Origin of the sequence: Paraburkholderia sacchari (assembly GCF_000785435.2) — a bacterium.
GTDB lineage: Bacteria > Pseudomonadota > Gammaproteobacteria > Burkholderiales > Burkholderiaceae > Paraburkholderia > Paraburkholderia sacchari.
The window spans coordinates 1,345,603-1,366,971 of sequence record NZ_JTDB02000001.1; the positions used below are offsets into that span (position 1 = coordinate 1,345,603).

General features: G+C 63.9%; 22 protein-coding genes. 10 read left to right on the forward strand and 12 right to left on the reverse strand.

Translation table 11 applies throughout. From position 1 onward, the window contains the following. Positions 1-10: 10 nt before the first annotated feature. Genes NH14_RS05975 through NH14_RS05985 form a run of 3 tightly spaced genes read right to left on the reverse strand, consistent with a single transcriptional unit; the run spans position 11 to position 3,792 of the window. Entirely contained in the window at positions 11-1,156 is a 1,146-nt protein-coding gene (locus NH14_RS05975; protein WP_035529258.1) for a branched-chain amino acid ABC transporter substrate-binding protein, read from the reverse strand. A 60-nt stretch (positions 1,157-1,216) separates the two neighbouring features. After that, positions 1,217-2,449 (reverse strand): NAD(P)/FAD-dependent oxidoreductase, encoded by a 1,233-nt coding sequence (locus NH14_RS05980; RefSeq protein ID WP_035529031.1) that lies wholly within the window; start codon positions 2,447-2,449, stop codon positions 1,217-1,219. 2 nt (positions 2,450-2,451) lie between these two features. After that, a complete protein-coding gene (locus NH14_RS05985) occupies positions 2,452-3,792 on the reverse strand; it encodes an amino acid permease (protein WP_237179561.1) in 1,341 nt (446 codons plus the stop codon). 362 nt (positions 3,793-4,154) lie between these two features. On the opposite strand from NH14_RS05985, the gene NH14_RS05990 reads away from it, so the two are divergent. Then, positions 4,155-5,582, forward strand: coding sequence for an aminotransferase-like domain-containing protein (locus tag NH14_RS05990; protein WP_035529033.1), 1,428 nt, complete (start codon positions 4,155-4,157; stop codon positions 5,580-5,582). 37 nt (positions 5,583-5,619) lie between these two features. Here the strand turns inward: NH14_RS05990 and NH14_RS05995 are convergent, their stop codons facing one another. After that, positions 5,620-7,035 (reverse strand): aminotransferase-like domain-containing protein, encoded by a 1,416-nt coding sequence (locus NH14_RS05995; protein ID WP_035529034.1) that lies wholly within the window; start codon positions 7,033-7,035, stop codon positions 5,620-5,622. 206 nt (positions 7,036-7,241) lie between these two features. Here NH14_RS05995 and aptA point away from each other — a divergent pair, with 206 nt between their 5' ends. Both aptA and NH14_RS06005 read left to right on the forward strand, forming a co-directional pair. After that, positions 7,242-8,570, forward strand: coding sequence for an omega-aminotransferase AptA (gene aptA / locus NH14_RS06000; RefSeq protein ID WP_035529036.1), 1,329 nt, complete (start codon positions 7,242-7,244; stop codon positions 8,568-8,570). Positions 8,571-8,764: 194 nt separating this feature from the next. Further along, positions 8,765-9,013, forward strand: coding sequence for a hypothetical protein (locus NH14_RS06005; RefSeq protein WP_035529041.1), 249 nt, complete (start codon positions 8,765-8,767; stop codon positions 9,011-9,013). Positions 9,014-9,058: 45 nt separating this feature from the next. On the opposite strand, the gene pcaC is transcribed toward NH14_RS06005, so the two are convergent. The 5 genes from pcaC to NH14_RS06030 all read right to left on the reverse strand — a co-directional run bounded on the left by pcaC (position 9,059) and on the right by NH14_RS06030 (position 13,144). After that, complete coding sequence (gene pcaC / locus NH14_RS06010) at positions 9,059-9,478, reverse strand: 4-carboxymuconolactone decarboxylase (protein ID WP_035529044.1); 420 nt, start codon at positions 9,476-9,478, stop codon at positions 9,059-9,061. After that, a complete protein-coding gene (gene pcaD / locus NH14_RS06015; RefSeq protein WP_035529047.1) occupies positions 9,475-10,266 on the reverse strand; it encodes a 3-oxoadipate enol-lactonase in 792 nt (263 codons plus the stop codon). The genes pcaC and pcaD overlap by 4 nt, the downstream gene beginning before the upstream one ends. A 4-nt stretch (positions 10,267-10,270) precedes the next feature. Beyond that, positions 10,271-11,650 (reverse strand): 3-carboxy-cis,cis-muconate cycloisomerase, encoded by a 1,380-nt coding sequence (locus NH14_RS06020; protein ID WP_035529049.1) that lies wholly within the window; start codon positions 11,648-11,650, stop codon positions 10,271-10,273. Positions 11,651-11,767: 117 nt separating this feature from the next. Further along, positions 11,768-12,427 carry a 3-oxoacid CoA-transferase subunit B gene (locus tag NH14_RS06025; RefSeq protein WP_035529051.1) on the reverse strand — a complete coding sequence of 220 codons (660 nt, stop codon included), beginning with the start codon at positions 12,425-12,427 and terminating at the stop codon, positions 11,768-11,770. A 15-nt stretch (positions 12,428-12,442) separates the two neighbouring features. Next, positions 12,443-13,144 (reverse strand): 3-oxoacid CoA-transferase subunit A, encoded by a 702-nt coding sequence (locus NH14_RS06030; RefSeq protein ID WP_035529054.1) that lies wholly within the window; start codon positions 13,142-13,144, stop codon positions 12,443-12,445. 258 nt (positions 13,145-13,402) lie between these two features. Between NH14_RS06030 and NH14_RS06035 the strand changes: the two genes are divergently transcribed. Both NH14_RS06035 and folE read left to right on the forward strand, forming a co-directional pair. Then, positions 13,403-14,326 (forward strand): LysR family transcriptional regulator, encoded by a 924-nt coding sequence (locus tag NH14_RS06035; RefSeq protein ID WP_035529056.1) that lies wholly within the window; start codon positions 13,403-13,405, stop codon positions 14,324-14,326. A gap of 121 nt (positions 14,327-14,447) precedes the next feature. Next, positions 14,448-15,098 (forward strand): GTP cyclohydrolase I FolE, encoded by a 651-nt coding sequence (gene folE, locus NH14_RS06040; protein WP_035529058.1) that lies wholly within the window; start codon positions 14,448-14,450, stop codon positions 15,096-15,098. 61 nt (positions 15,099-15,159) lie between these two features. Here the strand turns inward: folE and epsC are convergent, their stop codons facing one another. Beyond that, positions 15,160-16,083 (reverse strand): serine O-acetyltransferase EpsC, encoded by a 924-nt coding sequence (gene epsC, locus NH14_RS06045; protein WP_035529059.1) that lies wholly within the window; start codon positions 16,081-16,083, stop codon positions 15,160-15,162. Between the two features lie 92 nt (positions 16,084-16,175). Next, positions 16,176-16,409 carry a hypothetical protein gene (locus tag NH14_RS06050; protein ID WP_035529061.1) on the reverse strand — a complete coding sequence of 78 codons (234 nt, stop codon included), beginning with the start codon at positions 16,407-16,409 and terminating at the stop codon, positions 16,176-16,178. 319 nt (positions 16,410-16,728) lie between these two features. On the opposite strand from NH14_RS06050, the gene NH14_RS06055 reads away from it, so the two are divergent. Together NH14_RS06055 and NH14_RS06060 are read left to right on the forward strand one after the other, a co-directional pair. Beyond that, positions 16,729-17,043, forward strand: a complete 315-nt coding sequence (locus tag NH14_RS06055) for a DUF3005 domain-containing protein (protein ID WP_052148178.1) — start codon at positions 16,729-16,731, stop codon at positions 17,041-17,043. A gap of 518 nt (positions 17,044-17,561) precedes the next feature. Further along, positions 17,562-18,266, forward strand: a complete 705-nt coding sequence (locus NH14_RS06060; RefSeq protein ID WP_035529062.1) for a helix-turn-helix transcriptional regulator — start codon at positions 17,562-17,564, stop codon at positions 18,264-18,266. Here NH14_RS06060 and NH14_RS06065 read toward each other — a convergent pair. Further along, positions 18,250-18,567, reverse strand: coding sequence for a helix-turn-helix domain-containing protein (locus NH14_RS06065; protein WP_035529064.1), 318 nt, complete (start codon positions 18,565-18,567; stop codon positions 18,250-18,252). The genes NH14_RS06060 and NH14_RS06065 overlap by 17 nt on opposite strands. Before the next feature lie 169 nt (positions 18,568-18,736). On the opposite strand from NH14_RS06065, the gene NH14_RS06070 reads away from it, so the two are divergent. From NH14_RS06070 to NH14_RS06080, 3 genes are all read left to right on the forward strand, one after another. Further along, positions 18,737-19,327: an acyl-homoserine-lactone synthase gene (locus NH14_RS06070; RefSeq protein ID WP_035529066.1), complete on the forward strand. Its 591-nt coding sequence runs from the start codon at positions 18,737-18,739 to the stop codon at positions 19,325-19,327. A gap of 566 nt (positions 19,328-19,893) precedes the next feature. Continuing rightward, positions 19,894-20,364 carry a universal stress protein gene (locus NH14_RS06075; RefSeq protein WP_035529068.1) on the forward strand — a complete coding sequence of 157 codons (471 nt, stop codon included), beginning with the start codon at positions 19,894-19,896 and terminating at the stop codon, positions 20,362-20,364. 236 nt (positions 20,365-20,600) lie between these two features. Beyond that, positions 20,601-21,353, forward strand: coding sequence for a helix-turn-helix domain-containing protein (locus NH14_RS06080; protein WP_084225635.1), 753 nt, complete (start codon positions 20,601-20,603; stop codon positions 21,351-21,353). Positions 21,354-21,369 lie beyond the last annotated feature (16 nt).

Sequence of the window (21,369 nt, forward strand, 5' to 3'; positions counted from 1 at the left end):
GGCGGTCTGTTCAGCCGTTGCCGCCCACCGTGCGCAGGCTCTTCCACTGCCCCTGCTGCACTTCGAACAACGTATAGGGCGGCTTGATCAGATCGCCGTGCGGATCGAATGCAATATTCCCGGTCACGCCCGTCACCGTGACCTTGGGAAAGCTCGCGACGATCTTCGCGCGATCGAGCGAGTCGGCGTCCTTGATCGCCTTGATCATCGCAAGCGCTGCGTCGTAGGCAAACGGCGCATACAGTTCGACATCCTGACTGAAGCGCGCCTTGTAGCGCTTCGCGAACGCCTGCGCGGAAGGCAGCTTGTCGAGCGCGGGACCGGGTTCGAGATCCTGCGCACCCTCGCCCGCCGGACCGGCAATCTGCAGGAAGGCGTTGCTCTTGAGCGCACCCGCCCCGAACAGGTGCGCCTGCATGCCGAGCGAGCGCATCTGCTTGATGAGCATCGCGCCCTGCTCGTCCAGCCCGCCGAAGAAGATCATGTCGACGTTCTTCTGCTTGAGCGTCGTGAGAATCGCGCGGAAATCCACCGCCTTGTCGTTGGTGAACTCGCGGTCGACGATATTGCCGCTGGCCTCCCTCGCGCCTTTTTCGAACGCGTCCGCGAGCCCCTGGCCGAACGCGGTGCGGTCGTCGATGATGCCGATGCGCTTCGCCTTCAACTGCTCCACCGCGAAACGCCCGGCAATCACCCCGCCGATGCCGTCATTGCCCATGGTGCGAAACACGTTCGCAAAGCCCTGCTGGGTAAGCGCCGGATTGGTCGAGCCTGGCGTGATCATCGCCACGTTCGCCTTGTGATAGACCGCCGAGGCCGGGATGCTGCACCCGGAGTTGTAGTGACCGATCACGCCAACCACGCCTTCGTCCACGAGCTTTTGCGCGACCTGGATCGCGGTGCGCGGGTCGGCCTGATCGTCCTGGACGTCTAGCTCGAACTTGACCGGCTTACCGCCGATGGTGGGATGTTTAGCGTTTTCTTCGTCCAGCGCGAGTTGCGCACCGTACTGCAAATCCTTGCCGACGCGCGCGACCGGACCGGTGATCGGTCCCGCAAAGCCGATCTTGACGACTTGCGGATCGGCTGCGTACGACGAGGCGTGCGCACATATCAGCCCAAGGGCCATCGTGATGATCAAAGTGCGACGGTTCATGATGCTCATCCTCTTCTGAAGACTGTAGCGGTGGTTGAAGAAAATCGTTAGAAAAACTGATTAAAAACGCCGAGGACTATAGGGCGCGAGATCGAGTGGACTCTCGCGGCACGCAACGAGGTCGGCGACCACGCTGCCGGTCACGCCGCCAAGCGTCAGGCCAAGATGCTGGTGGCCGAACGCATAGATCACGTTGGGCGTGCGGCTGGACGGCCCCACGACCGGCAAGCCGTCCGGCAGGCTCGGACGAAAGCCGAGCCAGTCGCTGTCCGGTTCGGGCAGGCCAGGCAGCGCCGCCTGCGCCGACTTCGTGAGCAGCCTGAGCAGATTGGCGTTCTTGCCCGCTTCGTGGCTGGCCAGCTCGACCGTGCCCGCCGCGCGAATGCCGCCTTCCATCGGCGTCATGTAGAAACCGCGCTCGGCCCAGCCGCATGGCCGCGAGATCAGCCCCGAGGTGCCCGGAAAGCGCACGTGATAGCCACGCTCGGTGCCAAGCGGCACGGCGTCGCCGCATTGCCGTGCGAAGCGCCCCGAGCGCGAACCCGCACAGACGATCGCGCGCTCGGCGTCGTGCGCGGCACCTGCAACATCCATCAGCTTGACTGCACGCGCGTCGGTTGCGATCGACTCGATTTCCACCTGCCTGTATTCCATGCCGCGCTCGAGCAGCGAAGCATGCAGCATCCGCAGAAAACCGCGCGGGTCGCTCAAGAACCAGCTTCCGCCGAACAGCGTGCCGCGCTCGAACAGCGGCGCGAGACGCGGTTCGAGTTGGCCGATCCCATCGCGCTCCAGCGTGTCGAACTGCACGCCGAGCGAGCGGCGCAGCGCGAGCGACGGTTGCGCGGCCTCGAACGAGGCCGCGCTCGAGTACAGATACAGGCATTCGCGTTCACGCACGAATGCGCCAAGCCCGTTTGCCGAGAGCATCTCGCGATAGCCCTCGAACGCGCGCGCGAGCATTTGCGCGAGCGCCCTCGCGCTCGATTCGTAGCGGCGCGATGTGGCGGCGAGCAGGAAGCGCGCGAGCCAGGGCGCGAGCGTGGGCGTATCGCGCCAGCGAATCCGCAAGGGACTTGTCGTGGAGAACAAAAATCGCGGCAGATTGCGGAACACGTCCGGGTTGTTGACCGGAATGCACGCGTAGTTTGCAAACGTGCCTGCATTGCCATACGACGCGCCCTCGCCCGGGCCCTGCGCGTCGAACAACGTGACGCGGTGCCCATCGCGCATGAGCCACCAGGCACAGGAAAGTCCAACGAATCCGGCGCCGATGACAGCCACTCGAGCCATGGTTATTCCTTCCAGTTCGTTGCAGGTTCACCAAAGCCGTGCGGGTGGCGCATTCGTGCGCGGCTGCGCGCCACCATGTACGCGAGCGACACCACCGCGAGACTCGCGAGGCTCGCCATCAATTGACTGGAGAGCGCGTGGTCGAAGCCCATCGCAATCAGCACGCCCGCAATCGCCGCAGCCACGGCCCACGACAACCACGGGAACAGCCACATCTTGAGCGTGAGTCGCTCGGGCGCTTGCGCCTCCAGTCGGCGGCGCAGCACGATCTGCGAGATCGCGATCGAGAGGTAGACGAACAGCATCACCGCGCCCGAGGCGTTCACGAGATAGAGAAATACACCTTGCGGCGAGACGATGGCCGCGACGATGGCCACATAACCCACCACGCTGCTCGCGAGCACCGCGAGACGCGGCACGCGGGTGGGCGAAAGCTTGAGCATCGCGCGCGGGGCGTCGCCGCGTTCGGCGAGCCGGAACACGATGCGCGAGGAAACATAGAGCCCGGAATTGAGTGCCGAGAGCACGGCTACAAGCACAATCGCGTTCATCATGTCGGCGGCGCCGGGGATGTGCATCGTCTCGAGCGCGGCAACGAACGGCGAGTAGCCGACCTTGATCTGCGCCCACGGCACGATGCAGGCAATCACGAACAGCGAACCCACATAGAAGGTGATGACGCGCAAGATGACCGAGCGCGTCATCGAGGCCACGTTGCGGCTGGGATCGTCGGACTCGGACGCCGCGATCGTGGCGATTTCCGCGCCGCCCACCGCGAAGATCACCGTGGGCACGCCCGCGAAAATCGACATGGCGCCAAATGGCATGAAGCCGCGGTCTCCCGAGAGATGCGCCGCTGTCTGGTGCCACGAGCTGAAGCCGAACAGATAGCTCGCGCCCACCACGATGAAAACGATGATGGCCGCGACCTTGATCGACGCGAACCAGTACTCGAATTCACCATACGATTTGACGGACAGCAGGTTCACCGCCGTCATTACCGAGAGCAGCACGAGCCCGATCACCCAAACCGGCGCCGGAATCCAGCGCTGCAGGATGCCGGCGCCCGCCACTGCTTCGACGGCGACCACGATCACCCAAAAGTACCAGTAGAGCCAGCCGTTCGTGAAGCCGGCCCAGTCGCCCAGACCCAGCCGCGTGAACTCGGTGAACGAGCCCACGCCCGGATGCGCGAGGGCCATCTCGCCGAGCATGCGCATCACGAACAGCACGACGATGCCGGCGAGCAGATAGCTCAGGCACGCCGCTGGCCCCATGGCGCTGATGGTGGCGCTGCTGCCGACGAATAGCCCCGCGCCGATGATGCCGCCGAGCGAGATCATGGTCACGTGCCGCTTGCGCAGCGAATGGCCGAGCTGGGTGGATTGTTCGCCGGACGGCGACGTGGATTGCAAAATTGCCACGAGCATCTCCTCATGTACTACAGTGCGTGTTGCACTGCATCCGTGTCCAAACAAAACTGTGGATTCATACTCACACAATAGTTTTTTGTGTGCAATTGAAATATCTTTGTGTGGAGATCAGGAATTTCCCTGGCGCCACTCCCGCCAGTCGGTCAAAAGTCAGGAAAATCCGTTCCCACACGGAAGGATATTGGATTTAAGATGCAGCAAGGTTCTCGTAGGACGAGCATCGGCAGCTGACAGTGGCGGGACGCCGAGTTTTGTATGGAGTTATTATTTGAATGAAAGTGGACAAAAACCAGACAAAACCTGAGAGCGGCATCCATACAAAAGGGCGTCAGGCCACCTACCTCGAGGTATCGCGCAATCTCGAGGAGCAGGTCCGCAGCGGACACTACCCGCCCGGCAGCCGGCTGCCGCCGCAACGCGATCTGGCGATCGAGCTGGGCATCAACGTGTCGACTGTTTCGCGCGCCTACAAGGAGCTCCAGGCCCGCGGCCTGATCGTCGCGAGCAAGCGGCGCGGCTCGATCGTCACCGGCGGCGCGATGCCGGCCGTGCAGGCGAGTTCGCAGCGCAATGCGCAAGCCTCGGGCGAAGGCACGAACGGCGTGATCGACCTGACGGTCAACCGCCCCGCGACTGGCGAATTTCTCACGCAGCTCGCGCGCACGATGTCCGTCATTTCGCGCGACCCGCGTTTTGCCGAAACTCAGGAGTACCAGCCGCCGCAAGGTCCCGAATGGGCGCGCGCGGCGGGCGCCAAATGGATCGCCGCGCCCGGCTTCACGCCTTCGGCCGAGAATCTCGTCGTCACGAGCGGCGCGCAGCACGGGCTCTACGCCGTCCTGAGCAGCCTGATGGGCCACGACGGCGTGATTCTCTCGGACCAACTCACCTACTACGGTCTCAAGGCGCTCGCGCCGGCGTTCCAGTTCGAACTCGTCGGCATCCCGAGCGACGCCGACGGGCTGTTGCCCGAGCATCTGGAAGACGCGTGCAAGCGCATGCGCGTCAAGGCCATCTTTACCGTGCCGAATCTGCAGAACCCGAGCGTCGTCACGATGAGCCTCGAACGCAGGCTCGCGCTCGCGGAGATCGCGCGGCGGCATCACGTGGCCATCATCGAAGACGACGTCTACGGGCCGCTCCTGCGCAAGCGCCTGCCGACCATCGCGAGCCTGTGCCCCGAGCTGACCTACCATATCGCGTCCACCTCGAAGGTCCTGGCGCCGGGGCTGCGCATCGGCTATCTGCTGACGCCGCCGCACGGCGCTGCGCTGGCCGCCGAAGCCGTGCGCACGACCGCGTGGATGCCCGCGCCGCTCTCGACGCTCATCGCCACGCGCTGGATCGAGGACGGGACCGCACAAGTCATTCTGGAGGCGCAGCGTGTGGAGCTTCAGGCGCGCCAGGCGCTCGCGCGCGAGCTGCTGCCGCAGGAACTGCTCAACAGCGACCCCGCGTGCATGTTCGTCTGGTTGCGCGTGCCCGAGCCTTGGCGATCTGACGATTTCGCCGCCAACGCGCAGGCGCGCGGCGTGAGCACGATGCCGGCATCGGCGTTTGCGGTCGATCGCTCGACCACCGAGCACGGCGTACGGATCAACCTCGCGTGCGCGAGTTCGCGTGAAGAACTGGCCCGCGCCTTGCAGATTCTCGCGCGCACGCTGCGCGACCGGCCACGGGCGTTATTCGGGACGATCTAGGATCTGCGACGGATGTGCCGCGCGGGACGGCCGCGCTTCACGACGCGTGAGCACCCACCCGCTCGATGAACCGCCACAGCGCGTCGTCGAGCGAATACGGCGCGTTGAAGCGGAACCAGGCGCTGGCCGCGTCGTCGGCGCGGAAATAGGAGCCTGGCGCGAGCCAGATGCCGTCGGCCAGCGCCGCCGTGGCGATCGCGCCGGCGCGCGCGGCCTCCACCGGCAGGCGCACCCACATGAACAGCCCCGCGCGCGGCCGGCAGAACGGTTCCAGACCCAGCGCGTCGAGCCGGTCCTCCAGCGTCGCATGCGCGGCCTTCAGGCGCTCGTTCACGATCTCGACATGGTGCGCATAACGCCCTTCGACCAGCACCTTGTCGACGATGCGCTCGATCGTCTCCGATGAAGTGAGCCCCACCGCCATCTTCGCGCGCGCCAGCTCGCGCAGGACGTCGCGCTCGGCGACCACGTAGCCGCAGCGCAGCGAAGGCGTCACCGTTTTCGAAAAGCCGCCCACATAGACCACGCGGCGCAGCCCTTCCATCGCGGCCAGCAGCGGCGCGCCTGGCGGCGCGAGCTCGCGGCTCACGTCGTCTTCCACCACCCAGATGCGTTCGCGCTCGGCGATCTGCAGCAAGCGGAATGCATTCGCCATTGAGTACGTTGCACCGGTAGGATTTTGCAGCGTCGTGTTCACGAAAATGGCCTTGGGCCGATGCGCCGTCACCTGCTGCTCCAGCACTTCGAGATCGATCCCGGCCGGTGTGCGCGGCACGCCATGCACCGTGAGCCCGGCGAGCTTGAGGATCTGCAATAAGTTGCAGTAGCCCGGATCCTCCACCAGCACCGTGTCGCCCGCACGCAGCAAAGTGCGCACGATCAGATCGAGCCCCTGGGTCGCGCCCTGCGTAAGCAACACGTTGCCGACCTCCACCGGCAGGCCCTGGCGGTCCAGTTGCGCGGCAATGCGCTCGCGCAGCGGCGCGAAGCCGTAGGGGTGCCCGTAATCGCCCAGCCGCACCGCCGGCACTCGACTCGTCGCGCGCAGCGCGTGGTGCAGCCCCGTCTCGTTGATCCACTCGCTCGGCATCCAGCCGCAGCCCGCCTTGATCGGCACGGAATGGTCGGCGAACACATCCGAGAGCAGCCAGTTGGCCGTGAGCGTGGGCGGCTGCCACGCCGCCGCGCTCGGGCGCGGCGCGGCCTCGCGCTGCGCCACGCGGTAGCCCGAGCCGCGCCGCGCCACCACGAGCCCCATCGAGACGAGCCGGTTGTACGCCTCGGTCACTGTATAGGTGGAAAGCGCATGCGATTGCGCCAGTTGCCGCACCGAAGGCAGCAGCGCGCCCGAGCGCAGTGCATTCGCTTCGATCGCGTGAGCAAAACCGTTCACGATCTGCTCGACGAGCGTGGTGGGAGCGGCGCGGCCGCGTTGCAGTTCGAGTTCGATCATCGGGAAAGTGGGTGATGCAGGTTCATGCATGCCGACCAATACAGTTGCAGCAAATTGTCCAGCACGGTTATCAGCGCAGTATAGAGACTGTATATGCCGTCGTCCAAATCCGGAGGCTAGAGTGAGTGAAATCACAACCGCAACCCTGTTGCATGCAACCGGAGCATGCGCTCACGCGCCAAACCCGGTCGACACTGGAGGAAACAATGACTTCGCGCCCCGTCATCGACGACCTGTCGTCGTTCTGGATGCCGTTCACCGCCAACCGCCAGTACAAGGCCGCGCCGCGCCTGCTCGAATCGGCCAGGGGCATGTACTACCGCACGAGCGACGGCCGTGAAGTGCTCGACGGCAGCGCAGGTCTGTGGTGCGTGAACGCCGGCCATGCGCGCGAGGAAATCGTCGCCGCCATCGCCCAGCAAGCCGGCACGCTCGACTACGCGCCCACCTTCCAGATGGGCCATCCGCTCGCCTTCGAAGCCGCGCGCCGCATCGCCGACATCATGCCCGCCGGGCTCGACCGCATCTTCTTCACGAACTCGGGTTCGGAGTCCGTCGACACGGCGCTCAAGATCGCCCTCGCCTACCACCGCTCGCGCGGCGAAGGCCAGCGCACCAAGCTGATCGGCCGCGAGCGCGGCTATCACGGCGTGGGCTTCGGCGGCATTTCGGTGGGCGGCATCGGCGGCAACCGCAAGACCTGGTCGGGCCAGTTGCTGCCCGCCGTCGATCATCTACCGCACACGCACGACCTCGAACACAACGCGTTCTCGAAAGGCCAGCCCGCATGGGGCGCCCACCTCGCCGACGACCTCGAACGCATCGTCGCGCTGCACGACGCGTCGACCATCGCGGCCGTCATCGTGGAGCCGGTGGCGGGTTCGACCGGCGTGCTGATCCCGCCGCAAGGCTATCTGCAACGCCTGCGAGACATCTGCACGAAGCACGGCATCGTGCTGATCTTCGACGAGGTGATCACGGCATTCGGCCGCCTCGGCAAGGCCACGGCGAGCGAATATTTCGGCGTGACGCCCGACATCATCACGATGGCCAAGGCGATCAACAACGCGGCCGTGCCGATGGGCGGCGTCGCCGTTAGCCGCACGATCCACGACACGGTGGTGAACAGCGGCGCGCCGGGCGCCATCGAACTGTTCCACGGCTACACCTATTCGGCGCACCCGCTCGCTGCCGCAGCGCTGATCGCGACGCAAGACCTCTACCGCCGCGAGGGGCTCTTCGAACGCGCGCACAGCCTCGCGCCGAAGTTCGAAGCGGCAGCCCACGCGCTGCGCGATGCGAAGCATGTGAAGGACATCCGCAATCTCGGCCTCGTCGCGGGCATCGAGCTCGATTCGCGCGACGGCGCGCCGGGCGCGCGGGCCTATGAAGTGTTCGTGAAGTGCTTCGAGGCGGGCGTGCTGATCCGCTTCACGGGCGATATTCTCGCGTTCTCGCCGCCGCTCATCGTCACCGAGGAAGAGATCGAGCGTCTCTTCGGCACGGTGCGCGAGGTGCTGGCGAACGTCCAGTAACGAAGGCAATTCGCGCGCGCAAACTGTGCGCGCAGCCAGGCGGCCCGGAGCTAAACGCTCGCGGGCCGTTTTTTTCGCCCGACGCTTTCAGTTTGCTTTTCTATGCACACTCGCACGCGCACGGCGCGCGGCATCGGCGTATCGTTGGTTTATCGACACTGCCATGCCGCTCGCAGGCGGCCGGAGGAAGAGCAATGAAGACACCGATCCGTATGGGCGCGCATATCGAAGGCGTCCACTGGGTAGCGGAATATCTCGCATCGACGCATGAAATCCGTGTGTTCCGCGATGGCCGCCAAGTCGACACGTTCGCGGCTCCGGCCGCGCTGCTAGGCGAAGAAGACGATGCGGGATCGGCCAGCGACGAAGCGAGCCGCGCCGAAGACGCCGCCGTGCTCGCGGTGCTGCGGCGCTACGTGGCCGAACTCAATGCCGAGGAGTGAAAGACGAAAACGTGGCGCGCGTGCTGCGCGCCACGCAATGCAGGATCAGTCCTGCGCGCTGCCAGAGGGCGCGCCACCAGAGGGCGCGCCGTCCTGCTCGCGGAAGATGCGATCGGCAAGATGGAACGCCGAATTGGCGGCAGGCACGCCGCAGTAAATGGCGGTCTGCAGCAAGACCTCCTTGATCTCGTCGCGCGTCACGCCATTGTTCTTCGCGGCACGCAGATGGAGCGCCAGCTCCTCGCCGCGATTGAGGGCCACCATCATGGCGATCGTGAGCAGGCTGCGCGTATGGCGCGGCAGGCCCTCGCGCGTCCAGATCTCGCCCCACGCGTAGCGCGTGATGAGCTTCTGGAACTCCTCTGTCACTTCATTGCGATTGGCGATGGAACGGTCGACGTGCGCGTCGCCCAGCACCGCGCGACGCACCTTCATCCCCGCTTCGTAGCGCTCGTCTTCGTTCATTTCGACTCCAGCAGGAAGCCCAGCACAGTCTGGTTGAATTCGTCCGCCAGCTCGACGTTCGAAATGTGCGACGCGTTCAGTTCGACGTAGCGCGCGCCCGGCACCGACTCCGCGAGCTCGCGGCCTTGCGCGGGCGTGGCAGCCACGTCGTGAGTGCCCGAGATCACGAGCGTCGGCGCCTTGATCGACGCGGCCTCGCCACGCAGGTCGGCGGCGTTGATCGCTTCGCAGTTCGAAGCATAGCCATCGGCATCGGTATGAACGAACACGTCGCGAGCCTGGTCGATCACGAGCGGATTGCGCGCCATGAATTCGGCCGTGTACCAGCGCGGCAACACGGCGTCGGCGAGCGCGCGCATGCCTTCATTGCGTGCCTTCGCCGCGCGCGGCAGCCACACTTCGGGCGTGCCGATCTTCGCCGCTGTGTTGCACAGTGCGAGGCGATTGATGCGATTGCCAAAGCGCGCGCCGAGACCCACGCCCGTGAGGCCGCCCATCGAAACGCCGGCAAAATGCGCGCGTTCGATGCCGAGGTGGTCGAGCAGGCCGATCACGTCGCCGGTCAACTGCTCGATGGTGTACGGGCCCGCCGGCGCCGCCGAATGCCCGTGGCCGCGCGTGTCGTAGCGCAGCACGCGAAAATGCTTCGAGAATGCAGCAAGCTGGGGCGTCCACATCGACACGTCGCTGCCGAGCGAATTCGACAAAACGAGCCACGGCGCGGTGGTGTTCCACGCACCGTCGATGCGGTAGAACAACTGGGTGTCGTTGACGGCTGCATGAGGCATGCGTTTACTCCTGATGATTCTGCGATGGTGAATGGGAAACGCGATGCGCGTACGACGCGAGCACCGCGTCGACAAAGGCATGCGCCTGCCCCACATAATTGGCCGGATCGAGCAGCGCTCGCAGGCGCGCTTCGTCCAGATGTCGGGTGACGGCGGGATCGGCCGCGAGCACGTCATAAAGCGTGCGCCCGGTTTGCACCGCCGTTTTAGATGCGTGCTCAACTAGATGATGCGCATCGAGCCGGCCAATGTGGTCGCCGAGCGCGAGCATCACCGCCTCGCCAAGGATCAGGCCGTGCGTGACGCTCAGGTTGGCGGCGAGGCGTTCGGGCCGCACTTCCAGGCCGCCTGCGATCTGCTCGATCTGCGCAAGCGCACCGCCCGCGAGACGCGCAAGATCCGGCAGTGCATCCCACTCGGCCTGCCAGCCGCCGAGCGCGCGTTCGTGCTCCTGCACCATGCCCGCAAAAACCGTCGCGACAAGTCCCGGCGCGCGCGCGGCAGCCGTAAGGACTGCCGCACAACCCACCGGATTGCGCTTGTGCGGCATGGTCGAAGAACCGCCCTTGCCCGCCGCCGCGGGCTCGCCCAGTTCGCCGACCTCGGTTTGCATCTGCAGCGAGATATCGCGTGCGATTTTGCCGAGCGTGCCGATCAGCATGCCGAAGAAGGACGCGGCCTCGGCAATGCGGTCGCGTTGCGTATGCCAGGGCAGCGCGGGCGCGGCAAGCCCGAGCTCCCTCGCGAGCTCCGCGCTCACCTGCGGCGCCGCTTCGCGCAGGCTCGCGAGCGTGCCCGCAGCGCCGCCGAACTGCAGCACGAGCGCGCGTTCGCGCAACGCTGCCAGGCGCTCGCCGTGACGCAGCATGGCATCGAGCCATTGCGCGAACTTCAGGCCGAGCGTTATCGGCAGCGCTTGCTGAAGCCAGGTGCGCCCCACTGCGGGCGTTGCGCGATGCACCCGCGCGAGGTCGGCGAGCTTCGCGCAGGTCGCGTCGATGCCGGTCTCGATCAGTGCGAGTGCATCGCGCAATTGCAGCACGGTCGCCGTATCGATGACGTCCTGGCTCGTCGCGCCCCAATGCACGTATTTGGCAGCTTCGGGATCGGCGGCCTTCACGCGCGCGGTCAGTTGCTTGACGAGCGGAATTGCCAGATTGCCGCCCATCGCGGCATCGCGCGCCAGCGCATCGGCATCGAGCTGGCTCGCTTCGCACGCCGCGACAATTGCCGCAATGGCCGTACGCGGAATCACGCCATGCGCGGCCGATGCGCGCGCCAGCGCCGCCTCCACGTCGAGCATGCGCTGCAGCGTAGCGGCGGGAGACCACACGGCGTTCATCGGCTCGGTGCCGCAGATCAGGCTCGTCAGACGTTCAATCATGGACCGGAATGAATCGAATAGGGATGCGCGCAAACACAGATGGCGCGACGCCCGGCCACTGTGCAGCCGGGGATCGCGCCACGCGGGGCTTCATGCAATAAACTGCTTTGCAGCAGTTTACGCCGCGCGGCGGTTCTGCGTCGCGTCGATCAACGACACGCCAGCAAGCTTTTGCAGCGCATCGAAGTCGATGTCGGAATAGATCTCGCGCACGGCGAGGCCTTCGGGCGTGACGTCGAACGCGGCGAGGTCGGTATAGATGCGGCCCACGCAGCCCACGCCCGTCACCGGATACGAGCATTCACTCACGAGCTTGCTTTCACCCTGCTTCGTGAGCAGTTCCATCATGACGAACACCTGCTTCGCGCCGAGTGCGAGGTCCATCGCGCCACCCACGGCCGGAATGGCGTCGGGTGCACCGGTGTGCCAGTTCGCGAGATCGCCCTTCACCGACACCTGGAACGCACCGAGCACGCAGTAGTCGAGATGGCCGCCGCGCATCATCGCGAACGAATCCGCGTGATGGAAAAACGCGCCGCCTGTCAGCAGCGTGACGTGCTGCTTGCCCGCGTTGATGAGTTCGTCGTCTTCCTGGCCGGGCGCCGGGGCCGGGCCCATGCCGAGCAGACCGTTCTCGCTGTGCAGGAAAATTTCCTTGCTCGGGTCGAGGTGGTTGGCCACCAGCGTCGGCACGCCAATGCCGAGATTCACATAAGCGCCCTCAGGAATGTCCTGAGCCACGCGTTGAGCCATTTCATCGCGATTCAACCGTTTCATTTCTTGACTCCTCACTCAGGCGGCCTGGCCGGCTTGCAGCGATTGATGCGCCGCCTGCGGCACTTCTACGACGCGCTGCACGAAAATGCCGGGCGTCACGATGTTTTCGGGATCGAGTGCGCCGAGTTCGACGACCTCCGAAACCTGCGCGATGGCGACCTTGGCCGCGCTCGCCATGATCGGGCCGAAGTTGCGCGCGGTCTTGCGATAGACCAGGTTGCCCCAGCGATCGCCCTTATGGGCTTTGATGAGCGCGAAGTCGGCATGCAGCGGCGACTCCAGCACGTACTGGCGGCCGTCGATCAGGCGCGTCTCCTTGCCTTCGGCCAGCTTCGTGCCATAGCCCGTGGGCGTGAAGAAACCGCCGATGCCGGCGCCCGCCGCGCGGATGCGCTCGGCCAGATTGCCCTGCGGCACGAGTTCGAGCTCGATTTCGCCGGCGCGGTAAAGCGCGTCGAACACATACGAGTCGGTCTGGCGCGGGAACGAGCAAATGATCTTGCGCACCCGTTTGGCCTTGAGCAGCGCGGCAAGCCCGGTATCGCCATTGCCCGCGTTGTTGTTCACGATCGTGAGCTCGCGCGCACCTTGCGCGATCAGCGCGTCGATCAGTTCCGCGGGCATGCCGGCCGTGCCGAAGCCGCCGATCATCACCGTGGCGCCGTCGTGCACGTCGGCGACGGCGGCTTGAAGCGAATCGAAAATCTTGTTGATCATGCCTGTTCCTGAAAGCGATGCGCACCGCGGAAAGCCCACGCCACTTGATCGCGAAAAAAGTTCTATATACGAACACTGATTCGTTTAGCGAACGTTCAGCGCATTATCGGAGCCGAAATGTGGACTTGTCAAGGCGGGAGTTCCTGATGCGGCAGTCGAATGCATGGCGAGGCGCGGGTATCGCGCATTCGAATTCATGCACTAGGGGTTATTCGATTTCGATATAGTGCATCTGTCTGCCCACGCACGCCCCTCCCCATGCAAGAGCTCGACCTCAATCTGATCCCCTACCTCGTCGCCATGGACGAAACCCGCAACGTGAGCCGCGCCGCCGAGCGGCTGGGCGTGAGCCAGCCGCGCGTGAGCACGGCGCTTGGCAAACTGCGTGAATATTTCGGCGATCCCCTGTTCGTGCGCACCTCGCACGGCATGGAACCTACGCCGCGCGCGCTCGGCCTCATTCCGGCCGCGCGCGACGCGCTCATCCGTATCGAAAAAGGCATGCTCGAAGCCCACGACTTCGACCCGGCCACCAGCACGCATACGTTTTCGATCGCGCTCTCGGACGTGGGTGAGATCGTGTTCCTGCCGCGCCTGTTGCAGGTGTTTGCCGAACGGGCGCCCAACGCGAATCTGCGCTCGGTTTCGCTGCCGCACAACCAGGTGGAGCGCGGCCTCGAATCGGGAGACATCGATCTGGCCGTCGGCTACTTCCCCGACCTCGGTGGCAACAACTTTTTCCAGCAGCGCCTTTTCACGCATCGGTTCATCTGCCTGATACGCAGCAACCATCCGCTTGCCGGCAAGCCCCTGACGCTCGAGCAGTTTCTTGCACTCGGGCATGCCGTCGTGCGCGCCGAGGGCCGCAGCCAGGAAGTGCTCGAACGCTTCCTGGAAAAGAAGCGCCTGCACCGGCGCGCCGTGCTCGAAACCCCTCACTTCATGAGCCTGCCGTTCATTCTCACGCGCACCGACCTGATTGCCACGGTGCCGCATGCAATCGGCTTCGCCTATGTCTCGGAGCATGCCTCGATCGCGCTAGTGGAGCCACCGCTGCCCTTGCCCCGCTTCGACCTCAAGCAGCACTGGCATCGCAAGTATCACAATGCACCGCGCGGCGAATGGCTGCGCCGCGTGGTGGCCGAACTGTTCAATGACGCGATGGACGAATGGCCCAAATGAAGAAGCGCGCATCGGTGCATGGGAGCGCACGCCGCCATGCACCGATGCGCGCAAATCATGAAACAATGGCCGCTGGTGGAACGCGTCGCCGCGGCGTGGCCCACATAACAGGAGCCGATGCATGAGCGATGCAAAGAAAACCGAAGAAAACACCCCAAAAGAACCGAAGACCGGCGCGGGCCGGCCATCGCGCGAGCAGGCGGAAGACGCCGTGCGCGTGCTGCTGCGCTGGGCCGGCGACGACCCCGCGCGCGAAGGGCTGATCGATACGCCGGCGCGCGTCGTACGCGCCTATGAAGAATTCTTCGCGGGCTACGACCACGACCCGCGCGAGATCCTGTCGCGCACCTTCTCGGAAGTGGACGGTTACGACGAGATGATCGTGCTGAAAGACATCCGCTTCGAAAGCTACTGCGAACACCACATGGTGCCGATTATCGGCCGCGCGCACGTGGCGTATCTGCCCGAGCATCGCGTGGTGGGCATTTCGAAGCTCGCGCGGCTCGTCGACGCCTTCGCCAAGCGCCTGCAGATTCAGGAAAAGATGACCGCGCAGATCGCCGACACGCTCAATGAGGTACTCCAGCCCAAGGGCGTGGGCGTGATTCTCGAAGCGGCACATCAATGCATGTCGACGCGCGGCGTGCACAAGGCGGGCGTGACGATGGTGACCTCGCGCATGCTCGGCACGTTCCGCAGCGACCCGTCCACACGCCGCGAATTCCTGGCCATCGTCGGCAATCCGGGCGTGATGAGCGTACCCAATACCTGACTGAGGCCCGAGGCGCGCTCGGGCCAGCGCAGACAGATGTTCAGTGGCTCTTCGGCGTCCCTCAAGACGCGCCGCTGTCACTGGCGATTTCGCGGATCTTGCCCTGGCGCACGCTGCTGCCCGGCGGCACGCTGTGCGTGAGCCACACATTGCCGCCGATTACCGAGCCTCGCCCGATCGTCACGCGGCCCAGAATCGTCGCGCCGGCGTAGATCACCACGTCGTCCTCGACGATCGGATGGCGCGCATTGCCCTTCACGAGCGTGCCGTCGAGATCGGCCGCGAAGCTCTTCGCACCCAGCGTCACCGCCTGGTACACGCGCACGCGCTCGCCGATGATCGCCGTCTCGCCGATCACGACGCCCGTGCCGTGGTCGATGAAGAAGCTCGGACCGATCTGCGCGCCCGGGTGAATGTCGATGCCTGTCGCCGAGTGCGCGATTTCGTTGATGAAACGCGCGAGTAGCGGCACGCCGAGCCGGTGCAATGCATGCGCAAGCCGATGATGCGTCATGGCCCAGACGCCGGGATAGCAAAGCAGGATTTCGGTGATGTGCTGCGCAGCGGGGTCGCCCGTGAACGCGGCCTGAATGTCGCTCACGAGCAGCGCACGAATGCCGGGGAGCTGGTGACCGAATTCGCGGGCAATGTCGAAGGCGCGCTTGCGCAGCACCTCGTCGCCGGCCCCGGCGTTTTCGGGCAGGAAGCGCAGCGCGCGGCGAATCTGCTCGGCAAGCAGGCGCAGCGTGCTTTCGAGCGTATGGCCGACGTAATAGTCGACGCTTTCGTCCGTCAGGTCGGGGGCGCCATAGTGCGTGGGGAACAGCACGGCACGCAGGCCGGCGACAATGTTGATCACGCCGTCACGCGACGGCAGTTCGCGAATGCCGAGCGGATGGCGGGTTCGGTGAAGCTCTTCGCGCGACGCGCGCAGATCGGTGACGATCTGTTCGAGGCCCCAGTCGGGGTAAGCGGCATTGGACATGATGAAGCTGCGGGACGGCGCCGCCAGGAAGTGTATCGACCCCAGAGATTACCGCTTTTCGCGATAGTCCGCCGGGCACCGCAAGCGCCGCCTCAGAGCGTGATGCTGCTCGCGTCGATCCAGCGCACCGCCCAGTCGCGCGCATGGGCAATGGCGGCGGCTTCGTCGGAAAAGCGCAATTCGGCTGGAAAAAAACGATTGGCAACGAGTTCGCCGTCGCTCGAGCGCGAGATCACCACATAAGGCTGATACGTGCCATCGCCGGCGCGCGCCGGCGCACAATTGAGCAAATAACCGCGATGCGTGAATGCAGCGTCGAAGTGCATGTGTCTCATCCGCCCCTGACTGCTTTGTCCGTTATTGTGAGCGCGTACAGGATCGTGCGGCAAAGCCACAACTCGGCTATCGCTTCAGCCGTTACTTCTTATGCGCGCCAACTCGTTGAAAGAGGATCATACTCCCACTAAATACGCCGATCCAACGAAAAAAATCTGGATCACTGGAGGCGTTCTCCTGGCGCACAGACTTGCAATTCCGCCGGATTCCGGGTTCGCATCCGGTGCGTTTGGAACACCTCATGATGCAGTTTGGTGCATCTGATTGGTGCATCTGGTTCTTCATTGGCTATCCCACGGAGGACACACCATGAACGACTCCAACCTCAGCAATCACCCCGACGAAGTCACGACCAGCAACGCGTCGCTCGACAATAGCGTGCCGGAAGCGCCTGACGGTTTCGCGGGCTTCGACAGCCGCAGCATCGCGCATCGCATGCCGTTCGCGCTCGAAACGGGCTTCGAGGCGGTGGACATGGGCATGGCCGAGCCGCTGGCGTACGGCCCAGGCGAGCAGTTCGACGACCCGCGCGAGCCCGGCCAGCGCCGCAGCCCGGGACGCATTCACTTCGCCATCAACCATATGCGCCCGACGCGCGTGGTCGAGCTGCACCGCAAACCCTGACTCGCACTACATGCACTAAAACGCCTGGCGGACGCGTCTCGCCAGGCGAGCAGCAATGCGCCCGTGAGTTCGTAAATTCATGCAATTAGCACAATTCATGCGCAGTATGCGCCGATTCAATACTGATCGCACAAAAATGCGTTCATAGGCATTAACAATCTTTCAAGTTCACGCGAAACATATTGCCCGGCTTTATACCTATTCGGACGAACTCATTCATCAAATGAAGCAATAAATGCCAAAATCTATTCCGCGCCCCAGTGCGACTGATCTTTATGCCGAAAAATCGGTACGTTTTTTTCTGTGTTTGAGGAACAAGCACGAGATTGCTCTCGAGGGGCAGGCGGAAACCCATGGCGCAAGACCTTTGCCGCGGGGAGAAAAAGACGAGCCCGGCGGAATTTAGTGATAAATTGTTACATCACAAGAAGCAAGGCGGCAGCCTGCCCAGACGCCGCTTGCGGTCTGGCCCACCGCCGATGGAGAGTGTTGACGTGCCTCTACATTACATTGAGCAGATGTCATCCGTGCTCGACGCGCCCGAAGATGCGGCGTGGTTCGAGGCGGTGTCTCGGCTCGCCGCCTCATGGGGTTTCGGCCAGGTGATGCTGGCCATCCTGCCGCGCCCAGGCATGCGGCTCGAGGACGCGTTCATTCGGACCAATTATTCCAACGTCTGGCGGCAGGCCTATAACGACCACGGCATGGCGTATTTCGACCCGGTGGTCGCGCATTGCACGACGCGCTCGGCGCCGCTTATCTGGTCACCAGAATTATTTGCTACCGAGCAGCAGCAATCGATGTATGAAGAGGCCCGCTCGCACGGGCTGCGTGCCGGCATTACACTGCCAATCCATGGCCCGCGCCAGGAGGCGGGCATGCTGTGCTTCGTCAACGACGCCAGTCCGTCTGACGCGTTCTGGCAGGACGTGGACCGTGCGCTGCCGAATCTCGTGTTGCTGCGGGATCTCGTGCTCGACACAAGCCAGCGGCACCTGAACGATCACGCCCAGTCGCTGATTCCCAAGCTCACGCCGCGCGAAAAGGAATGCCTCAAGTGGACTGCGCTCGGCAAGTCCACTTGGGAAATTTCGCACATCCTGAATTGCTCCGAGGCCGTGGTGAACTTCCACATGAAGAACATTCGCGGGAAGTTCGGCGTAAATTCACGGCGTGCGGCAGCCGTGATTGCAACCCAGATGGGTCTTATTGACCCGGGCTAAGCATGGCCGCATCCGTGCGGCGAAGCACACGCTCCGCACGGCCCAGATCGCCGTCCGAAATCGTCTTGTTGAAATACAGCCCCAGCAGGATCGATACCGGCGGCGGAATCTCCGCACCCGACTCGAACCGGCTGCCGCGCGACTGCGTCACGCCAAACCGCGCCCAGAAGCGGCGCTGGCTCTCTTTCTTCTTCTTCCGATACGCGATGATCAGGACACGGTCGATTACCGACGACAGGTCCCCTCCGGTGTGAGAGGAGTTCGCGCCCGCCTGCCATTGATGATTGTCCAGAAGTTCCATATTGATTCTCGCTGTGTCAGAGATATGCCTGATGAGTGACTGCCGCCCAGCCATTCTCCAGAACTGACACTCCCCGCGCACCTACCTATCTTGATAGGTGTTTTTTTATATTCATAACGCATAGCTTCGATCCATACCGCTACCTCCACACGCACACGGGAGAGTTGTCATGCAAGCTGCGATTCGGATCGGACTACGCCAGGAATTCGACAACGAAGATATCAATGAGATGTACCGGCTGCGCGCGCGCGTGTTTCGCGACCGCATGGGCTGGGATATTCCCACCATCGCTGGAATGGAAATCGACGGGTACGACGCGCTCGGGCCCCACTATATGTTGATCCAGGACAATGACGGCAAGGTGCGTGGCTGCTGGCGCCTGATGCCGACCGAAGGGCCGAACATGCTGCGCGACACCTTCCCGCAGCTGCTGCACGGCCAGGCGGCGCCGGCCGGCCGGCATATCTGGGAACTCAGCCGGTTTGCCATCGAGTCGGGCAACGACCACGCGTTCGGCTTTGCCGACGTCACCATGCATGCGATCCACTCGCTGGTCTCGTTTGCCGACCGCATGGGCATTTCGCGCTATGTGACCGTCACCACCACGCCGATCGAGCGGCTGCTGCGCCGCACCGGCATCGAAGTTTCGCGGCTCGGCGCGCCCGTGCGCATTGGCGTGGAAAACGCTGTCGCGTTGGAAATTTCAGTGGGCGCGCAAACCCGCAACGCCCTTTTCGGACCGATGGCCGTCGCGGCCTGAGACCCGCAGCCGTCCTGTCGCCCACTTTTTTGCGCGACGACTCACGGCATCGGGCCAGACGATTTTTTATTTTGTCTGACAAATAACGCCAAGGGCGGCCAACGCCGTTGCAGTCAGCGAGCCGCCATCCAAATCCCTGGGGCGATGCAGCGCACGCACAGCCTTCATGTAAGGCTATCGGCGCGCTGGCCGGAGTCGATCAGCACCGCAGATCCGCGAGCTGCGGCTGCCAGCGCGCGGCGCCGGGCGCCCCAGCCCAGTACTGCGAGCGCGTCTCCGACGCCCGTCGCATAGCGATGCCTCACGATCGTCGCCACGATGTTCGTGCCAAGCAAGTCACCGTCCTACATCCTGCATACCGACAGCGCCGAAGCAGTCCGAGACGGCAACACGCCACATTCCGACGCGATTTTTTTGATATTCCTTCTAGCACATTCCATTTTTCATACTGCGGCACTGCAATTTTCTGAGCAATCATTTAAGCTTTTTACAGTTGGCTAAACACAGCACAAGATCACGGTCGGGCATTGCCCGAATCCGTGCAATTCCACACTAGCGGAGGCTCCATGTATCAACGCATTCTGGTTGCGGTCGACGGCAGCGAAACGTCGCGCCGCGCATTCGACGCCGCGCTCGAACTGGCGAAGGCAATGGGTTCGACGCTGCAACCGTTCTACGTAATCGAAAACACGCCGATGTATTTCGATGCGCCGGGCTACGATCCGTCCATCCTGCGCAATCAGATGATCGCTCAGGGCAAGGAACTCGCGGACCACATGAACAAGGTGCTGCGCGAGCGCGGCGTGCAAGGCGAAATGTTGACCGGCGAGGCGTCCTCGCTCGAGGACGTGCCCACGCTCGTGCTCAATGCGGCGAAGGCGAACGGCGCCGACCTGATCGTGATGGGCACGCACGGGCGGCGCGGTTTTCAGCGGCTGATTCTCGGCAGCGTGGCCGAGCGCTGCGTGCGCCAATCGACCCTGCCGGTCCTGTTGATTCCTTCTGCCGCTGGTGTGTCCGCTACGGATGCCGAATAGCCATCTGATAGCCGTTCGGCTAACCATCCGGATAAGAAGCGCCGAATGGCCAAGAATTAAAAGATAACGCTCGAATTCCCACCTTTTTGAATCCGCTTGAGCCTGATCACTTGCCGCGAAACCGGCTTCTGACAAGGCGCAAGCGGATCTATCTCATATGCGCGGCGTTTTGCCGCCATTTTAAGATTTAAGCGCGGTGTGACAATGCTCCCAAAATCGATTACAGGAGCAAGCCAATGCTGACCCCTACCGTCGTGTCGCACACTGTGCGCCGTGCCAGTCGTAATTCTCCTGCGAGCCCGCGTACTTCCGCGCGTTGCTCCAGTTGCGCAATGCGTCATCTGTGCATGCCTCAAGGGCTTGCACCCGACGATCTGCCGAAGCTCGAAGCGCTTATCTGCAATGCGCGCAGCATACGGCGCGGCGAAGCGCTCTATCGCGCCGGCGACCCGTTCGACACGCTCTATGCGGTTCGTTCCGGATCGCTGAAAACCGTCATGGCGCACCGCGACGGCCGCGAGCAGGTCACGGGCCTGCGCCTCGCCGGCGACCCGCTGGGTATCGACGGCATCAGCACCGACTTCCACACTTGCAGCGCGGTGGCGCTCGAAGACAGCTCGGTGTGCATCATCCCCTATTCGGCGCTCAAGCACCTCTGCCGCGAAACCGGCGCCATGCAGGACCGCCTGCACCGGCTCATGAGCGAGCAACTCATCCGCGAATCGTCGCAGATGATGGTGCTGGGTTCGCTGTCCGCCGACGAACGCGTGGCGGCCTTCCTGCTCGACGTCTCCGAGCGCAACGGCCAGCGCGGCTATTCGTACGCCGAGTTCAACCTGCGCATGACGCGTGAGGACATGGGCAGCTATCTCGGCATGACGCTCGAAACGGTCAGCCGAACCCTGTCAAGATTTCAAAAGCGCGGACTGATCGACACACAGGGCAAGCTCATCCGCATCATCGACATCGAAGGCCTGCGCCATTTGTAAACGAGAGGCCCTCGCG